This is a genomic window from Nocardioides sp. S-1144 (assembly GCF_005954645.2).
GTDB lineage: Bacteria > Actinomycetota > Actinomycetes > Propionibacteriales > Nocardioidaceae > Nocardioides > Nocardioides dongxiaopingii.
The window spans coordinates 3369096-3386140 of record NZ_CP040695.2 but is presented as its reverse complement, the minus strand read 5'-3'; the positions used below and the strand labels follow the sequence as shown (position 1 = coordinate 3386140).

Below are 17045 nucleotides of genomic sequence, written 5' to 3'. Positions count from 1 at the left end.
GGGGTTGCTCGTGCTGACGCGCGGGCTGCTCCCGCGGCTGCCGGGTCTCCTCGGCGCGCCGGGCCGCCGGCCCGAGGAACGGGTCGTCGTCGTCACCGGCGCCTCCAGCGGGATCGGCCGCGCCACCGCGCTGCTCTCCGCCGAGGCCGGTGACCACGTGGTGCTCGTGGCCCGTCGCGCCGACGTGCTGGAGGAGGTCGCCGAGGAGTGCCGGACCCGTGGTGCGGCCTCGGCCACACCGCTGGTGGCCGACGTCTCCGACGACGAGGCCGTCGAGCAGGTGGTCGCCGACACGCTCGCCCGGCACGGCCGGATCGACGCGGTGCTGCACTGCGCCGGCGTCGTGACCTACGGACGCACCGAGGACACCTCCGCGGAGGACTTCGCCCAGGTGGTCGGCACCAACCTGCTCGGCTCGGCGTCGGTGGCCCGCCACGTCGTCCCGGTGCTGCGCCGGCAGGAGCGCGGCGACCTCGTGCTCGTCGGCTCGCTGCTCGGGCTGGTCGCGGTGCCCGAGATGACGCCGTACGTCGTCAGCAAGTGGGGCGTGCGCGCCCTGGCGCGCCAGCTGAAGATCGAGAACGGCGACCTGCCGGACGTGCGGATCTCGCACGTGACGCCGGGCAGCGTCGACACCCCGATCTACGACTCGGCCCTCGACGCGGCCGGCGGGGTGAACACCGCCCCACCGCCGACGATCAGCCCCGAGCGGGCGGCGCGGGTGGTGCTGCGGCAGATCGGCTCGCGGCGCTTCGAGGTGCAGACGGCCTACCTCAACTACGGCCTGGTGGCCGCCTTCCGGCTCGCGCCGGGGCTCTACGACCGGATGGTCGGACCGGTGTTCGACGCGGTGTCGCGCAAGCGGTCCTGACGGCGTCTACGGTGGCGCGATGACCGCGCAGGACGTCCTCGTCACCGCAGACCGGCTGGTCGGGCTCGTCGACGACGCCCGGGCCGGTCGCCTCGACCTGGTGCTCCTCGACGTGCGCTGGACGCTGGGTGGGCCGCCGGGGCACGACGACTACCGGCGCGGCCACCTGCCCGGCGCCGTCTTCGTCCCGCTCGACGCCGAGCTCGCCGCGCACGGCCGGCCCACCGACGGACGCCACCCGCTGCCCGGGCTCGACCGGCTGCAGGCCGCCGCACGACGGTGGGGCGTGCGCGCCGGGAGCACCGTCGTCGCCTACGACGCCACGGGCAACCTCGCGGCCGCGCGGGCGTGGTGGCTGCTGCGGTGGGCCGGGTTCACCGACGTCCGCCTTCTCGACGGCGGACTGCCGGCCTGGGTCGCTGCCGGCCGGCCGCTCGACGACGACGAGGTGGTCCCGGCTGTCGGCGACGTCGTCCTGCCCGGCGGGGGCATGGCCACCCTCGACGTCGAGGACGTGGCCGGGCTCGCGGACGCCGGCACCCTGCTCGACGCCCGCGCCGGCGAGCGGTACCGCGGCGAGGTCGAGCCGGTCGACCCCCGGGCCGGGCACGTGCCCGGGGCGGTGAGCGCGCCGACCGCCGACAACCTGCTGCCCGACGGGACCTTCCGGCCGTCCGCCGAGCTCCGCGCCCGGTTCGAGGCGCTCGGCGTCCGCGAGGGCGTCGCGACGGCGGTGTACTGCGGCTCGGGGGTGACCGCGGCCCACGAGGTCGCCGCGCTCGCGATCGCGGGGCACGACGACGTCGCGCTCTACCCGGGCTCGTGGTCGCAGTGGAGCAACCTCGACCGACCGGTGGCGACCGGCGGGCCCTGAGCCCGGCGGCCGGCCCGGCGGTCGACCTGGCGGTCGGCCCGGTGGTCGGCCCGGCTCAGGCGTCGAACGCCGCGCGCCCGGCCATGGCCGAGGAGCCCAGGTCGCTCCCGGTGTCCAGGGCGGTGCCGGCGGCGACGGCCTGCTCCCACTGCGCGGTGGTCGCGACCGTGGCGAAGTTGGAGTTGAGCAGCGTCATCAGGGTCTCGTGCAGGTCGCGGGCGGCCACCGTGCCGGCGGAGTTGGCCAGGTGGATGGCGCCGCTGGCGTCCGAGAGCACCTCGACCGCCACCCCGAGGCCCTCGGCCTCGACGGCGGTGGCCAGGTCGCAGTTGTTGGTCATGAACCCGACCACGGTGATGGTGTCCGCGCCCACCTCGCGCAGCCAGTCGGCGACGTCGGTGCCGGCGAAGACGCTGCCGAACTGCTTGGTGACCCGCTTCCAGCCGGGGTCGACGGCCGCCTCGACGTCCGGGTGGTTCTCGAACCCCGGGGACCCGGGCGCGAAGGCCGGGGCGCCCTCGACCGTCGCGTGCTGCACGACGACGGCCGGCAGTCCGTGCTCCCGCGCGACGCCGATGACGCGGAGCACCTGGGCCAGCGCGTGGGCCCGGGGCGGGTGCTGGATGGTGAGCGGGCCGTCGAAGTACTCCTGCTGGACGTCGACGACCACGAGGGCGCGGCGGGGGTTGCTCATGGGGTTCTCCTCGTGTCGGGGGACGGCGGGACCGTCGGTGCCCCCAGCCTGGCGCGGACGCACCGGCGTCCGTGAGTGGCCCGGATGCATACTTGTGATGGATCTGGGCCAACGACCGAGGAGGGACGCGTGCGGATCGCGGTCCTCGCCTTCGACGGCGTGACGACGTTCCACCTGGCCGCCCCCGAGCTGGTCTTCGGCGAGGTGGGCCGGCAGCACGCCGCCACCGACTGGGTCACCACGCTCTGGGCCCTCGACGGCGACTCCGTGCGCACCGCCGAGGGCTACCGGCTCGGCCCGGTCGCCGGGCCGGAGGTGGTCGCGGACGCCGACGTCGTCGTCGTCCCGTCGTGGCACCCGCCGCCGGCCCCGGTCGACCCCCGGCTGTGCGACCTGCTCGTCGCCGCCCACGCGCGGGGCGCGGTCGTGGTGGGGCTCTGCCTGGGCGCGTTCCCGCTGGCCGCGGCCGGGCTGCTCGACGGACGCCGCGCGGCCACCCACTGGCTGGCCACCGACCAGCTCGCCGCGCAGCACCCGGCCACCGTCGTCGACGCCACCGCCCTGTACGTCGACCACGGCGACGTCCTGACCTCGGCCGGCACGGCCGCCTCGATCGACGCGTGCCTGCACCTGGTGCGCACCCGCCTCGGGGCCGCCGCCGCCGCCCGGGTCGCGCGCGCCCTCGTGGTCGCCCCGCACCGCGAGGGCGGGCAGGCGCAGTACATCGAGCGTCCGGTCGCCGGACCCGCCGAGGACGACCCGGTGAGCCGGGTGATGGCCTGGGCCCTCACCCGTCTCGACGAGCGGCTGCCCGTCGAGCGGCTCGCCGAGCAGGCCCACATGAGCCGGCGCGGCTTCGTCCGGCACTTCCGTCGCGTCACCGGCACCACCCCCGCCCGCTGGGTGCTCTCGCGCCGCCTCGACGAGGCCCGCGTGCTGCTGGAGACCACCACCTGGAGCATCGGCCGCGTCGCGGGTGCCTGCGGCTTCGCCAGCACCGTCACCTTCCGCCAGGCCTTCGTGGCGCAGTTCGCGGTGCCGCCGTCGAGCTACCGGCGCCAGTTCGCCGAGCCACCGGCGCCGGCGGGCCGGGCGGGCTAGCGCCCCAGGCGCAGCCGGTGGTGCCAGATCGCGGCGCGGGCGGCGTTCGCGCCGGGGGCGCCGTGGACGCCGCCGCCGGGGTGGGCGGAGGCCGAGCCGAGGTAGAGCCCGCGCACGCCCGTCTCGGGGCGGCCGCGCATCGACGGCACCGGCCGGAAGAACAGCTCCTGGTGGATCTGGGAGGTGCCGCCGTTGATGGCACCACCGACCAGGTTGGCGTCGCGGGCCTCCAGCTCGCGGGGCCCCATCACCCGGCGCGCCAGGATCCGCGACGCCAGGTCGGGTGCGTGCCGCTCGAGCCGGGCCTGGATGCGGTCGGCGAAGCGCTCGCAGTCGTCGCGGTCCCAGGTGCCCCGGACGGCGTCCGGGCCGTCGCCGGCGGCGTCGCGGACGCCGGGGTGGGGCTGCGGCACGTGGGTGTAGGCCCACAGCGACTCGGTGCCGGCGGGGGAGCGGGTCGGGTCGGACGCGGTCATCTGCCCGCACAGCAGGAACGGCGCCGCCGGGATCCGCCGGGCCGCGACCTCGCCGAGTGCCTCGGCCATCTGGTCGACCGAGTCGGCGACGTGCACCGTGCCCGGGGCGACCGGGGGCGGCGTCGTCCAGGGCACCGGGCCGTCGAGGGCCCAGTCGACCTTGACCGTGCCGGGGTCGAGGCCGAAGGAGCGCATGCCGCGGGTCACCCCGGCGGGCACGTCGGCCGGGTCGAGCAACCGGTTGAACAGGGCGGGGGCCGAGACGTCCGCGACCACCGCGCGGCGCGCCTCGTGGCGCTCACCCCCGGCGGTCTCGACGGCGACCGCCCGCCGCTCGCGCACGCGGACGGCGTCGACCCGGGTGCCGCAGCGCAGCTCGCCGCCGGCCGCCTCGAACCGGCGCACCAGCGCCGCCGTGAGCTCGCCGGCGCCGCCGCGCGGCACCGGGAAGCCGACCGTCTGGCCGAGCATGGTCATGATCAGGCCGAACAGCCCCGAGCCCGCGGAGTGCAGCGGCAGGTCGGCGTGGCCGGCGTTGCCGGCGAGCAGCAGCCCGGCGCCCGGCCCGGAGAAGCGGTGGGCCAGGTCGGCCACCGGCGTCACGAAGGTGCGCAGGAGGTCGAGGCCACCGGCACGCGGCACGCGGGTCAGCAGCGAGGCCCCCGCCCGCACCGGCGGGAAGGGGGAGATCAGCCCGTCCACGAGCGGGCCACCGACCGCGTCCCAGGTGCGGCACAGATCGAGCCACCGCTCGCCGTCGTCGGGGTGGGAGGCGGCCAGGGCCGCCGCGGTGTCCTCGCGGCTGCGGTGCAGCACCGCCCAGCCGTCGTCGGTCGGGTGCCCCAGCACGGCGGGGGCGTGCACCCACTCCAGCCCGTGCGCCTCCAGCCCGAGCCCCTGGATGGTCCTCGACGTCGCCGCCAGCGGGTAGAAGGCGCTGAAGGTGTCCTGGACGAAGTCCGGGTGCAGCTCGCGGTCGCTGCGCACCGCACCGCCCGGCGTCGGCTGCTCCTCGAGCACGAGCACCGACCACCCGGCGTCGACGAGCAGGTTGGCGGCGACCAGGCCGTTCGGCCCGGCCCCGACGACGACCGCGTCGTGCGCCACTCAGCGGCGCTCGGCGAGCAGGGCCAGGCGGCGCAGCGTCTCGACGTTGCGCCAGCCGATCAGGGGCGAGCGCACCGGACGCGGCACGAGCACGCCCGGGCCGCGGACGGCGTCCTCCTCGATCACGACCCGGGTGCCCTCCGGGTGCGGCTCGAGCGTGACCAGCACCTCGGCCTCCCCGCCGGGCCAGCCCCGGGCGCGCAGGCGGAGCTGGGTGTCGGGCACGACCTCGAGCGACTCCGTCGTGTCGTCGATGAGCAGGGGCCACGAGCCGACGCTGTGGTGCAGCCGGGAGCCCACCGCCGGCCAGTCGTCGTCGACCTCGCGCATCCGGGAGGCGCCGACCACCCACAGCGGGTAGAGCCAGCCGTCCTCCAGGACGGCCCAGATCTTGTCGGGCGGGGCCTTCACGATGCGTGAGTTCGTCGCCATGACCCTCAGTGCCCCGATCCGGGCCCACCCATGCAGGTGCGTAGGCAGCACCGGGGGTGGGTACCGGTCGCCATGACCCACCGAACCCACCGACCAGCCACCACCACTCCTGCGGGGTGCGCCGCATGAGGGCCGTCACCTGGCAGGGCCGGCAGGACATGCAGGTCGTCGACGTGCCGGACGCCCGCATCGAGGAGCCGACCGACGTCGTCGTCAAGATCACCTCGACGGGTCTCTGCGGCTCCGACCTGCACCTCTACGACCCGCTGACGCCGTTCATGACGGCCGGCGACGTCGTGGGCCACGAGCCGATGGGCGTCGTGGAGGAGGTCGGCCCCGAGGTGAGCGCGCTGAAGGTTGGCGACCGCGTCGTCGTCCCCTTCAACGTCTCGTGCGGCACCTGCTGGATGTGCGCCCGCGGGTTGCACAGCCAGTGCGAGACCACCCAGAACCGCGACCAGGGAACCGGGGCGAGCCTCTTCGGCTACAGCAAGCTCTACGGCCAGGTGCCCGGTGGGCAGGCGGAGGCCCTGCGCGTGCCGTTCGGCAACACCCTGCCGATCAAGGTCGCCGACGGCCCGCCCGACGACCGCTTCCTGTACCTCTCCGACGTGCTGCCCACGGCCTGGCAGGCCGTCGAGTACGCCGACACCCCCGAGGGCGGCACCCTGCTCGTCATCGGGGCCGGCCCCATCGGAGACATGGCGTCGCGGATCGCCAAGCACCGCGGTCTGCGCGTCATCGTCGTCGACTCGGTCCCGGAGCGGCTGGCCCGGATCACCGAGCGCGGCGGCGAGACCGTCGACCTGCGCGAGGTCGACTCCGACGACGTGCCCGAGCGGGTGCGCGACCTCACCGACGGCCGCGGCGCGGACGCCGTCATCGACGCCGTGGGCATGGAGGCGCACGGCTCCCCGGTCGCCGAGGCCGCGCAGAAGGCCCTCGGCCTGTTGCCCAAGAAGGTGGCCGGCGCGCTGATGCAGAAGACCGGCTCCGACCGGCTCGACGCCCTCTACACGGCCTTCGAGTCGGTCCGCCGCGGCGGCACCGTCTCGATCTCCGGGGTGTACGGCGGCGCGGCCTCGCCGATGCCGATGCTCCAGCTCTTCGACAAGCAGCTGCAGCTGCGCATGGGGCAGGCCAACGTCCACCGCTGGAGCGACGACATCCTCGACCTGCTGAACCGGGACGAGGACGTGCTCGGCGTCGAGACCTTCGCCACCCACCACCTCCCGCTGGAGGACGCGCCGGCGGCGTACAAGACGTTCCGCGACAAGGGCGACGGCATGGTCAAGACCGTCTTCCGGCCCTGACGCAACCGGGCGTGCCCGCTCCGGCCGACGGCTGGAGCGGGCCCGCCGGTCTCAGCCGGCGAGCTGGCTGCGCAGGTCGCGGCAGATCCGGCCCAGCCAGCGCGAGACCTGGGTCTGCGGGACCCCGAGCTCCTCGCCGATCTCCTGCTGCGTCTGGTCCTCGAAGAAGCGCAGGTAGAGGATGCGGCGGTCGCGGTCGGAGAGACGGCGGACGACCGGGCTGAGCAGGGTGCGCGCCTCGGTGGCGTCGTGGTGGTCGGTGGCGTCGGGGATGCTCTCGCCGAGCGTCAGCTGCTCGGTGCCGCCGATCTCCTGGTCCAGCGAGGTCGGCTGGAAGCAACCGAAGGCGGCGACCGCCTCGTCGTGCTCGGCCGGGGTGATCTCGAGGGCCTCGCACACCTCGGCGGTGAGGGGTTCGCGCCCCAACCTGGTGCTGAGGTCGTCGGCGGCGCGGTTGATGCGCCACTGCAGGTCCTGGATGCGGCGGGGCGGCCGCAGGGTCCAGGAGTGGTTGCGGAAGTGGTGGAGCACCTCGCCGCGGATGGTGGGGACGGCGTAGCTGAGGAGGTCGTGGCGCTGGGCGGGGTCGAAGCGGTGCACGGCCTTGACGAGGCCCTCGCAGGCGGCCTGCTCGAGGTCGTCGAGGGCGACGCCGCGGCCCCGGTAGCGGGCGGCGACGGCGTGCGCGACGCGGAGGTTGGCGACGATGACCTCGTCGAGCAGACGCTCGCGCTCGACGGGGTCGTCGGTGGCGTGGGCGCGGGTGAGGAGGTCGTGGGTCAGCTCGGACCGACCGGTGCGGGAGAGCTCGGGGTCGGGGTGGACGTCATGGGGGTCGAGGACCTCGACGAGCATGGGCAACCGCCTTCAGGATCGGTCGGGCGAACGCCGATCGGCCTCGACGACGAGGAGTCGGAGGCAGCAGGGCGGCCGCAGGTTCTTTCATCAACGTAGTCAGCGCCGGGACCGCGGGCTCCCACCTCCAGGGGTGTCCGGGCCCACAATCACCCGCGCGGGTGCCGTGGGGGCCGTGCGGTCCTGCCTAGCGTGAGGGGCGCGACCACGCCGAAGGAGGCCGTCATGCCGGCAGACGACAAGCCCGGGCCGAGCGTCAAGGACGACAAGAGGTACGAGGCCCTGCGCCGCGAGGGCAACAGCAAGGAGAAGTCGGCCCGCATCGCCAACGCCTCCGCTGCCCAGGGTGCTGGCACGGTCGGGGCTCGCGGCGGTCGCGCCGGCTCCTACGACGAGTGGAGCGTGGACGACCTGCGCAAGCGCGCCCGTGAGCTCGACGTCGCGGGCCGGTCGTCGATGACGAAGTCGGAGCTGGTCGACGCCCTGCGCAACCACTGAGCCCCCGGTCACCACCGCGAGCCCCGATGTCGGCACACCCGTCGGGTGACGATCGCGCAGTCACCCGGACAGGTGTCTGAGGCGTGTCGGTGCGTGCGGCGGTCCGCTCGTGGGCACCACTCCTCGTGACGACCCGACTCTCCGAGCACCACGCCAGCGACCCGCCCCCCGCCGCGGACGCCGCCGCGCCGCCCGTCGTCGCGTCCGTCCCGTCGGGCCACGTCTACGTCCGTCACCTCGCCCCCGAGGGCGGCGGCGGCCCGGTGCGGATGCCCGACCCCGACCCCGACGGCGGCCCCGACGGCCGCGCCGCGGCGCCGACGCAGCGGTGGTGGCCGCCGGTGATGCTCGACCCGGCCTGGGCCGAGGCCGCCACCGACGTCGACCTGTTCCACGTGCACTTCGGCTTCGACGCCCGGGAGCCGCGCGACCTCCAGGCGTTCGTCGACGTCCTGCGCCGCCGGGGCACGCCCCTGGTCTACACCGCGCACGACCTGCGCAACCCGCACCACGAGTCCCGCGCCCTCCACGACGCCCAGCTCGACGTGCTGGTGCCGGCGGCCGACCGCGTCGTCACCCTCACCGAGGGCGCCGCGGCCGAGATCCGCCGGCGCTGGGACCGCGAGGCCGTGGTGCTGCCGCACCCGCACGTCGTCCCGTTCGAGACCATGCGCGCGGCCCGCTCGATGCGGGAGGTCGCACGACGCGCGGCGGCGCGGCGCCCGTTCCGCGTCGGCGTCCACGTCAAGAGCCTGCGGGCGAGCATGGCCCCGCTCCCGGTGATCACCACCCTCGCCGAGACCCTCGCCGACCTGCCCGACGCCGTCCTCCAGGTCAACGCGCACCGCGACGTGCTCGAGGCCGGCGGCGCCCGGCACGACGCCGGGCTGGCCGCGACGCTGCGGCGCCTCGAGGCGGCCGGACAGATCGAGCTCCACGTGCACGACTACCTCTCCGACGACGACCTCTGGCGCTACCTCTCCGCCCTGGACGTCTCGGTCCTGCCGTACCGCTTCGGCACGCACTCGGGCTGGCTCGAGGCCTGCCGCGACCTCGGCACGACCGTGGTCGCGCCGTCGTGCGGCTACTTCGCCGACCAGGGCCCCGTGCTCACCTACGCCCACGACGAGGACCACTTCGACGCGGCGTCGCTGTCGGTCGCCGTCCGCGGTGCCCACGAGCTCCGGCCGGACCTCGCCGCCACGGTGGAGGAGCGGCGCGCCCAGCGCCGCTCGCTCGCCGCCGCCCACGCCGCGCTGTACGCCGACGCGCTCGCGGGGAGGTGACCGTGCGGATCTGCCTGATCGCCTCCAGCCGGTTCCCGATCCGCGAGCCCTTCGCCGGCGGGCTCGAGGCCATGACCCACGTCCTGGCCGGCGAGCTGGCCGCCCGCGGCCACGACGTGACGCTGTTCGCCGGCCCGGGCACCGACGTCGACCTGCCCGTCCGGCTGCTCGTGCCGGCCGGGTTCGAGCCGAGCGCCGCCGCCCTCGCCGACCGCAACGCCCCGAGCGCCGGCTGGGTCGCCGAGCACCACGCCTACCTCGGCCTGATGCTCGACCTGGCCCGCACCGGCGCCGCCGAGTACGACGTGGTGCACAACAACAGCCTCCACCACCTCCCGGTCGCGATGGCGTCGGCCGTCGGCGTGCCGATGCTCACGACCCTGCACACGCCCCCGCTGCCCCTGGTGGAGTCGGCCATCTCGCTCGACCCGCTCGGCTCGACGTTCGCCGCCGTCAGCGCGTTCACCGCCGAGGCGTGGGCGCACGCGGTGCCGGCCGGCGTCGTCCACAACGGCATCGACCTCACCCGCTGGTACGCCGGCGACGGCGGGGGACCGGCGGTCTGGTCGGGTCGCCTCGTGCCCGAGAAGGCGCCGCACGCCGCGATGGACGCCTGCCGCCGTGCCGGCGTCCCGCTGGTGCTGGTCGGGCCGGCCCACGACCGGGATTACTTCCGCACCGAGCTCGAGCCGCGGCTCGGCGACGGCATCGAGTACGCCGGCCACCTGAACCACGCCGAGCTCGGGCAGCTGCTGCGGCGGGCGTCGGTCGCCGTGGTCACCCCCGCCTGGGACGAGCCCTACGGCCTGGTGGCCTCCGAGGCGATGGCCTGCGGCACCCCGGTCGCCGGGTACGTCCGCGGCGCGCTGCCCGAGGTCGTCGGCGCGCTCGGCGGGGTGCTGGCGCCCGCCGACGACGTCGACGCCCTCGCCGCGGCCGTCCTCGCCGCCGCCCGGCTGGACCGGCGCGCGGTGCGCGCCCACGCCGAGGCGACGTGCTCGCTGACGCGGATGGTCGACGACTACGAGCGGTGCTACCACGAGCTGCTCGAGCTCGACGACGAAGCGGCATGAGCCGCGCCCCCTGCACGGTCGGGTACTACGTCCACCACGTCGGCCGCGGCCACCTCCAGCGCGCCCGCTCGCTGGCCGCGCACCTGGCGGCGACGGGGGAGGGCGCGGTGACCGCGCTGTCGTCCCTGGAGCGCCCCTCGGACTGGCCGGGCCAGTGGGTCGACCTGGCCCGCGACGACGACGGCGAGCCGGTGCGGCCGACCGCCGGCGGTCGGCTCCACTGGGCGCCGCTGGGGCACGCCGGCCTGCGGTCGCGCACCGCGGCGATCTCGGCCTGGATCGAGCGCGCGCGGCCGGACGTCGTGGTCGTCGACCTCTCGGTCGAGGTGCTGCTGCTGGCCCGGCTGCACGGGATCCCGACCGTGGGGGTCGTGCTGCCCGGCCACCGCGACGACGCCGCGCACCTGCTCGGCTTCGAGGTCGCCGACGCGCTGGTCGCGTTCTGGCCGCCGCGCGCCGAGGGCATGCTGCGCGGCGTCCCGGACGCGGTGGCCGCCCGGGTCCACCGCCTCGGTGCCCTGTCGCGGCTGCCGGTCGACGACGGCCCGCCGCCCCCGGCGGCCGGCGGCCGGCACGCCCTCCTGCTGCTCGGCACCGGCGGCGACGCGGCGACGGCGGCCGCCGCGACCCGCGCCGCCGAGCGGGTGCGCGGCTGGACGTGGACCGTGCTCGACGGGACCCCGGAGCGCTGGGTCGAGGACCCGTCCGCGGCGATGCGCGCCGCCGACGTCGTGGTGACCCACGCCGGGCAGAACGCCGTGGCCGAGGTGGCCGCCGCCCGCCGTCCGGCCGTGGTGGTGCCGCAGCCGCGTCCGCACGCCGAGCAGGCCACCGCGGGCTCGGTCCTGGCCGGGGGATGGCCGGCCGTGGTCAGCCGGGAGTGGCCCAGCGACGCGGCCGACCTCGACCGCGCGGCCGGCCTGGACGGCCGGGCGTGGGCCGAGTGGTGCGACGGGCGCGCCGTCGAGCGGTTCGCCGCCGTCGTGACCGGGACCGCCGGGACCAGCGCGACCACCGGGACGGGGGAGCGCGGGTGACCCGCGTCGGCGTCGTCACCATCGCCCACGGGCGCCACGACCACCTCGAGGCCCAGCACCGCTCGCTCGCCCTCGGGACCCGGCGGCCCGACCGCTACACCGTGGTCGCCATGGGTGACCCCGGGATCGAGCCGGCGACGGTGGCCGGGCTGGAGCGCAGCGTGACCCGCATCGACACCACGGCGCTCGGCCTGCCGCTCGCGGCCGCCCGCAACCAGGGTGTCGCCGACCTCGTCGAGCACGGTGCGGACGTCGTCGTCCTGCTCGACGTCGACTGCCTGGCCGGCCCCGGCCTGGTCGCCGGGTACGCCGGCGTGGTCACCGCCCACCCGGACCGGCTCTGGTCGGGTCCGGTCACCTACCTGCGGCCCCCGCCGGCCACCGGCTACGACCTCGCCGCCCTGGACGACCTCGACGCCCCGCACCCCGCCCGCCCCGCGCCGGCCGCCGGCGAGGTCGCCCCCGCCGGCGACCCGGACCTGTTCTGGTCGCTGTCGTTCGCCACGACCCCCGCGGCGTGGTCGGCCGTCGGCGGCTTCTGCGAGGACTACGTGGGCTACGGCGGCGAGGACACCGACCTCGGGCGCTGCGCCGCCGCGGCCGGCGTCGAGCTGTGGTGGGTCGGCGCCGCCCGCGCCTACCACCAGCACCACCCGGTCAGCTCGCCCCCGGTCGAGCACCTCGACGCCATCCTCCGCAACGGCCGGCTCTTCCACGCCCGGTGGGGCCGGTGGCCGATGGGCGGCTGGCTGACGGCGTTCGAGGAGCTCGGTCTGGTGCGCCGCGACGGCGACGGCTGGGTGCGCGCCTGACCCGGCGGTCGGGGCCCGCTCAGCCCGCCGTGGTGTCCGAGGCGGCGAAGGCCCGCTCGACGACGTCGAAGGCCTCGTGGAGGAGGGCGTCGCTGATCGCGAGCGGCGGCAGGAACCGCAGCACGTTGCCGTGGGTGCCGCAGGTCAGCACGATCACGCCCTCGGCGTGCGCGGCGGCCGCCACCGCCCGGGCGAGGGCGGGGTCGGGCTCGGTGCCGCCGGGGCGGACCAGCTCGACGGCGACCATCGCGCCCCGGCCCCGCACGTCGCCGATCCGCGGGTCGACCGCCTGCAGCGCCCGCAGCCGGGTCAGCAGCAGGTCCTCGACGTCGCGGGCACGCTGCACCAGGCCGTCGGCCTCGATCGTCTCGATCGCGGCCAGGGCCGCCGCGCAGGCGAGCGGGTTGCCGCCGTAGGTGCCGCCGAGGCCGCCGGCGTGCGCGGCGTCCATCAGCTCGGCGCGACCGGTGACGGCCGAGAGCGGCAGCCCGCCGGCGATGCCCTTGGCCGAGACGACGAGGTCGGGGACCACGCCCTCCCGCTCGCACGCGAACAGGTCGCCGGTGCGGGCGAAGCCGGTCTGCACCTCGTCGGCGACGAAGACGACGCCGTGGGCGCGGCACCAGGCGGCGAGCGCGGGCAGGAAGCCGGGCGCGGGCTCGATGAAGCCGCCCTCGCCCTGGATGGGCTCGATGACCAGGGCGGCCAGGTTGTCGGCGCCGACCTGCTTCTCCAGCAGGTCGAGGGCCCGCGCGGCCGCCGTGGGGCCGTCGAGCCCGTCGCGGAAGGGGTACGACAGCGGCGCGCGGTAGACCTCGGAGGCGAACGGGCCGAAGCCGTGCTTGTAGGGCATCACCTTCGCGGTCATCGCCATCGTCAGGTTGGTGCGCCCGTGGTAGGCGTGGTCGAAGACCGCGACCGCGGGACGACCGGTCGCGGTGCGGGCGATCTTGACCGCGTTCTCGACCGCCTCGGCACCGGAGTTGAACAGCGCGGTGCGCTTCTCGTGGTCGCCGGGCGTCAGCCGGTTCAGGGCCTCGGCGACCGCGACGTAGGACTCGTAGGGCGTGACCATGAAGCAGGTGTGGGTGAACTCGGCGACCTGCTGCTGCACGGCCGCGACCACGCGCGGCGCACTGCTGCCGACCGTGGTCACCGCGATGCCGGAGCCGAGGTCGATGAGGTGGTTGCCGTCGACGTCGACGACGATCCCGCCGCCCGCACGGGCCGCGAAGACCGGCATCGTCGTGCCGACGCCGGCCGCGACGGCGGCCTGCTTGCGGGCCATCAGCTCGACCGAGCGCGGGCCGGGGAGCGCGGTGACGAGACGGCGCTCCTGGGCGACGCTGCTCTGGTCGATGGTCGGTGCGCTCACGGGTCCTCCTGCAGGTGTCGGGCGATCGAGGTGAATCTATCCGTCGTGTCGAGACTCACAGGCCGTTCCTGTGGCTTCACAGGAATGTGGCGGGTACCCATGACCTTGCCCCCACGACAGGCTGGAGCAGCAGCCCCTCGAGATCCCCAGGAGTACCTCCTCATGCGCCACATCCGCGTCGCCGTCGTCGGTGCCGGCCCGGCGGGCATCTACGCCGCCGACATCCTGACCAAGGAGGCCGACGAGGCCGGGGTCCGGGTCAGCGTCGACCTCCTCGACCGCCTGCCGGCGCCCTACGGCCTGGTGCGCTACGGCGTCGCGCCGGACCACCCGCGCATCAAGGAGATCGTCAAGGCGCTGCGACGGGTGCTGGGCCACGAGGACATCCGCTTCCTCGGCAACGTCGAGTACGGCACCGACCTCAAGCTCGACGACCTCCAGCGCTTCTACGACGCCGTCGTCTTCGCGACCGGCGCGATGGCCGACCGCCCGCTCGACATCCCGGGCATCGACCTGCCGGGCAGCCACGGCGCGGCCGACTTCGTGTCCTGGTACGCCGGGCACCCCGACGTCCCCGCGCACTGGCCGCTCGAGGCCGAGTCGGTCGCCGTCCTCGGCGCCGGCAACGTCGCCCTCGACGTCGCCCGGATGCTCGCCAAGCCGGCCGAGGAGCAGCTGAGCACCGAGATCGCCGACAACGTCTTCCAGGGGCTGTCGCTCAACCGGGCCCGCGAGATCCACGTCTTCGCCCGCCGCGGCCCGGCCCAGATCAAGTTCACGCCGATGGAGCTGCGCGAGCTGTCGCACTCGCCCGAGGTCGACGTCGTCGTGCACCCCGAGGGCTTCGAGATCGACGAGGCCAGCCAGCAGGCGATCAGCTCCAGCAAGGGCGTCCGCCTGGTCGTCGACACCCTCCTCAAGCACGTCGACGCCGAGCCGACCGGCGCCTCGCGCCGGATCCACATCCACCTGTGCCAGGCGCCGGTCGAGGTGCTCGGCACCGACCGGGTGGAGGGGCTGCGCACCGAGATCACCGAGCTCCAGGGCGACGGCACGGCCCGCGGCACCGGCGAGTACGTCGACACGCCCGTCCAGGCCGTCTACCGCGCGGTCGGCTACCTCTCCACCCAGCTCGTCGACCTGCCCTTCGACCAGGCCGCCGGCGTCATCCCCAACGACGGCGGGCGGGTGGTCGACCTCGACGGCGTCCCCGTGCCCGGCGCCTACGTCACCGGCTGGATCAAGCGCGGCCCGGTCGGCCTGATCGGCCACACCAAGTCCGACGCCGCCCAGACCGTGGCGCACCTGCTCGAGGACGTCGCCGCCCTCGCGGTCCCCGAGGACACCGACCCCGACGGGCTGGTCGCCCACCTGGCCGACCGCGGCGTCGACGTCGTCACCTGGGACGGCTGGGGCCGTCTCGACGCCCACGAGGTCGCCCTCGGCGAGGCCGCCGGCCGCGAGCGGATCAAGGTGGTCGCGCGCGAGGAGATGCTCCGCGTCGCGCGCGGCTGACGTCTGCGCCCCACCCCTCGACGTCCCTGGCGTCCGGGTGCCGCTCCGCGAGAGCCCGGCCCCCGGGCGGCAGGGACCTCCTCGTCGCGCCGCCCGGCCGGCGAGCGGCCCGGGCAGCCGTCAGGCCGCGCCGCCCGCGGGCAGCGCCTCGAGCATGATGTCGGGGTTGTCGCGGGCGGTGACGTCGGCGCGCCACTTGTCGACGAACAGCGCGAGGTGGGTGCCGTCGGAGCGCTGGAGCACCTCGACGCCGCGCTTGCCGGACAGCGCGGCCGCCCCGTCGGCGTCGGTGCGGCGGGCGACCTGGTAGTCGAGGCGGGACAGGCGGATGGGGGAGTTGAACTCGTTCTCCATCCGCTCCTCGACGACCTCGAACTGCATCGGTCCGACCGCCGCGAGCACCGGGCTCTGGTCGCCGCGCAGGTCGGAGCGCAGGACCTGGACGACGCCCTCCTGGTCGAGCTGGTCGATGCCCTTGCGGAACTGCTTGTAGCGACCGACGTCGGCCGCCGTCACGGTCATGAAGTGCTCGGGGGCGAACGTCGGCACCGGCGGGTACTCGATCGCGTCGCCGACGTACACGGTGTCGCCGACCCGCAGGGCCTGGGCGTTGACGAGGCCGATGATGTCGCCGGGCGAGGCCTCCTCGATCGAGGAGAGCTCGCGGCCGAAGACGGCCTGGGCGTACTTGGTGGCGAAGGGGCGCCCGGTCGAGGCGTGGGTGACGACCATCCCCCGCTCGAACGTGCCGGACACGACGCGCGCGTAGGCGAGCCGGTCGCGGTGCGCGGCGTTCATGCCCGACTGCACCTTGAAGACGAAGGCGCTGAAGTCGTCGGCGGGCTCGCGCACCGACCCGTCGACGCCCTCGGTGGCGTGCGGGGCGGGAGCCAGGTCGAGCAGCAGGTCGAGCAGCTGGGCGACGCCGAAGTTCTGCAGCGCCGAGGCGAACATCACCGGCGTCGTCCGGCCGGCCAGGAACAGCTCCTGGTCGTGGTCGGCGCCGTCGGCCTCGAGCAGCTCGTGCTCCTCGACGGCGTCCTGCCACACGGGCAGGTCGGCGGCGTCGACCTCGGAGGCCGGCATCCGCCGCTCCGGGGCGCGGGTCGCGCCGCCGGCGGTGCGGGTGTACTTCACGAACTCGCCGGTGCGCCGGTCGAGCACGCCGCGGAAGTCGCCGGCCTCGCCGACCGGCCAGGTCAGCGGGGTCGGGCGCAGCTTGATCTGCTGCTCGATGAGGTCCATCAGCTCGAGGGCGGACAGCCCGGGGCGGTCCCACTTGTTGATGACGGTGATGACCGGGATCCCGCGCAGCGCGCAGACGCGGAACAGCTTGAGGGTCTGCGGCTCGAGCCCCTTGCCGGCGTCCACGAGCATGACGGCGGAGTCGACGGCCGAGAGCACGCGGTAGGTGTCCTCGGAGAAGTCGCTGTGGCCGGGGGTGTCGACGAGGTTCACGACGTGGTCGCGGTAGGTGAACTGCAGCGCGGCCGAGGTGATCGAGATCCCGCGCGCCTTCTCCATGTCCATCCAGTCGGAGACGGTCGCGCGGCGCCCGCCCTTGCCGTGCACGGCCCCGGCCTCGGTGATCACGCGCGCGTGCAGCGCGAGCGCCTCGGTCAGGGTGGACTTGCCGGCGTCGGGGTGGCTGATGACCGCGAAGGTACGGCGGGGGCGGCTGTCGGACACCCGCCGAAAACTACCCGGCGCCGGGTCAGGAATCGCG

General features: G+C 75.5%; 16 protein-coding genes. 10 read left to right on the top strand and 6 right to left on the bottom strand.

Going from position 1 to position 17045, the window contains the following annotated elements:
• Positions 1-10: 10 nt before the first annotated feature.
• Positions 11-871, top strand: a complete 861-nt coding sequence (locus tag FE634_RS15855; protein WP_170981569.1) for an SDR family NAD(P)-dependent oxidoreductase — start codon at positions 11-13, stop codon at positions 869-871.
• A 19-nt stretch (positions 872-890) separates the two neighbouring features.
• Positions 891-1745, top strand: coding sequence for a sulfurtransferase (locus FE634_RS15850; RefSeq protein WP_138876447.1), 855 nt, complete (start codon positions 891-893; stop codon positions 1743-1745).
• A gap of 55 nt (positions 1746-1800) precedes the next feature.
• Here FE634_RS15850 and FE634_RS15845 read toward each other — a convergent pair whose 3' ends face one another.
• Complete coding sequence (locus FE634_RS15845) at positions 1801-2439, bottom strand: isochorismatase family protein (RefSeq protein ID WP_138876446.1); 639 nt, start codon at positions 2437-2439, stop codon at positions 1801-1803.
• Positions 2440-2568: 129 nt separating this feature from the next.
• Between FE634_RS15845 and FE634_RS15840 the strand changes: the two genes are divergently transcribed.
• The gene (locus FE634_RS15840) at positions 2569-3540 is read left to right on the top strand and encodes a GlxA family transcriptional regulator (RefSeq protein ID WP_148240759.1); all 972 of its coding nucleotides are present in this window, start codon (positions 2569-2571) and stop codon (positions 3538-3540) included.
• Here the strand turns inward: FE634_RS15840 and FE634_RS15835 are convergent.
• Positions 3537-5123, bottom strand: a complete 1587-nt coding sequence (locus tag FE634_RS15835; protein WP_138876445.1) for a phytoene desaturase family protein — start codon at positions 5121-5123, stop codon at positions 3537-3539. The genes FE634_RS15840 and FE634_RS15835 overlap by 4 nt on opposite strands.
• Positions 5124-5555, bottom strand: a complete 432-nt coding sequence (locus tag FE634_RS15830; protein WP_138876444.1) for an SRPBCC family protein — start codon at positions 5553-5555, stop codon at positions 5124-5126.
• Positions 5556-5680: 125 nt separating this feature from the next.
• Here FE634_RS15830 and FE634_RS15825 point away from each other — a divergent pair, with 125 nt between their 5' ends.
• Positions 5681-6868 (top strand): zinc-dependent alcohol dehydrogenase, encoded by a 1188-nt coding sequence (locus FE634_RS15825; protein WP_137293860.1) that lies wholly within the window; start codon positions 5681-5683, stop codon positions 6866-6868.
• 51 nt (positions 6869-6919) lie between these two features.
• Here the strand turns inward: FE634_RS15825 and FE634_RS15820 are convergent, their stop codons facing one another.
• Positions 6920-7723 carry a sigma-70 family RNA polymerase sigma factor gene (locus FE634_RS15820; RefSeq protein ID WP_138876443.1) on the bottom strand — a complete coding sequence of 268 codons (804 nt, stop codon included), beginning with the start codon at positions 7721-7723 and terminating at the stop codon, positions 6920-6922.
• A gap of 225 nt (positions 7724-7948) precedes the next feature.
• Between FE634_RS15820 and FE634_RS15815 the strand changes: the two genes are divergently transcribed.
• The 5 genes from FE634_RS15815 (at position 7949) to FE634_RS15795 (ending at position 12429) form a co-directional block, all read left to right on the top strand.
• Complete coding sequence (locus FE634_RS15815) at positions 7949-8221, top strand: DUF7218 family protein (RefSeq protein WP_138876442.1); 273 nt, start codon at positions 7949-7951, stop codon at positions 8219-8221.
• Between the two features lie 83 nt (positions 8222-8304).
• Positions 8305-9507, top strand: coding sequence for a glycosyltransferase family protein (locus FE634_RS15810; protein WP_262347454.1), 1203 nt, complete (start codon positions 8305-8307; stop codon positions 9505-9507).
• A gap of 2 nt (positions 9508-9509) precedes the next feature.
• On the top strand, positions 9510-10580 hold the full coding sequence (locus tag FE634_RS15805) for a glycosyltransferase (protein ID WP_262347453.1): 1071 nt from the start codon (positions 9510-9512) through the stop codon (positions 10578-10580).
• Positions 10577-11617: a glycosyltransferase gene (locus tag FE634_RS15800; protein WP_138876441.1), complete on the top strand. Its 1041-nt coding sequence runs from the start codon at positions 10577-10579 to the stop codon at positions 11615-11617. The genes FE634_RS15805 and FE634_RS15800 overlap by 4 nt, the downstream gene beginning before the upstream one ends.
• The gene (locus FE634_RS15795) at positions 11614-12429 is read left to right on the top strand and encodes a glycosyltransferase family 2 protein (RefSeq protein WP_138877195.1); all 816 of its coding nucleotides are present in this window, start codon (positions 11614-11616) and stop codon (positions 12427-12429) included. Before FE634_RS15800 ends, FE634_RS15795 begins: the two co-directional genes overlap by 4 nt.
• 19 nt (positions 12430-12448) lie before the next feature.
• On the opposite strand, the gene gabT is transcribed toward FE634_RS15795, so the two are convergent.
• Positions 12449-13804, bottom strand: coding sequence for a 4-aminobutyrate--2-oxoglutarate transaminase (gene gabT, locus FE634_RS15790; RefSeq protein ID WP_148240758.1), 1356 nt, complete (start codon positions 13802-13804; stop codon positions 12449-12451).
• Positions 13805-13966: 162 nt separating this feature from the next.
• On the opposite strand from gabT, the gene FE634_RS15785 reads away from it, so the two are divergent.
• Positions 13967-15319, top strand: a complete 1353-nt coding sequence (locus FE634_RS15785; RefSeq protein ID WP_138876440.1) for an FAD-dependent oxidoreductase — start codon at positions 13967-13969, stop codon at positions 15317-15319.
• Positions 15320-15439: 120 nt separating this feature from the next.
• On the opposite strand, the gene FE634_RS15780 is transcribed toward FE634_RS15785, so the two are convergent.
• On the bottom strand, positions 15440-17008 hold the full coding sequence (locus tag FE634_RS15780; protein ID WP_138876439.1) for a peptide chain release factor 3: 1569 nt from the start codon (positions 17006-17008) through the stop codon (positions 15440-15442).
• Positions 17009-17045 lie beyond the last annotated feature (37 nt).

Bases quoted from the DNA above. Each gene is read 5' to 3' on its own strand.
- FE634_RS15845 (WP_138876446.1), bottom strand. From the start codon at position 2,439: ATGAGCAACCCCCGCCGCGCCCTCGTGGTCGTCGACGTCCAGCAGGAG.
- FE634_RS15850 (WP_138876447.1), top strand. From the start codon at position 891: ATGACCGCGCAGGACGTCCTCGTCACCGCAGACCGGCTGGTCGGGCTC.
- FE634_RS15785 (WP_138876440.1), top strand. From the start codon at position 13,967: ATGCGCCACATCCGCGTCGCCGTCGTCGGTGCCGGCCCGGCGGGCATC.
- FE634_RS15800 (WP_138876441.1), top strand. From the start codon at position 10,577: ATGAGCCGCGCCCCCTGCACGGTCGGGTACTACGTCCACCACGTCGGC.
- FE634_RS15815 (WP_138876442.1), top strand. From the start codon at position 7,949: ATGCCGGCAGACGACAAGCCCGGGCCGAGCGTCAAGGACGACAAGAGG.
- FE634_RS15825 (WP_137293860.1), top strand. From the start codon at position 5,681: ATGAGGGCCGTCACCTGGCAGGGCCGGCAGGACATGCAGGTCGTCGAC.
- FE634_RS15830 (WP_138876444.1), bottom strand. From the start codon at position 5,555: ATGGCGACGAACTCACGCATCGTGAAGGCCCCGCCCGACAAGATCTGG.
- FE634_RS15820 (WP_138876443.1), bottom strand. From the start codon at position 7,723: ATGCTCGTCGAGGTCCTCGACCCCCATGACGTCCACCCCGACCCCGAG.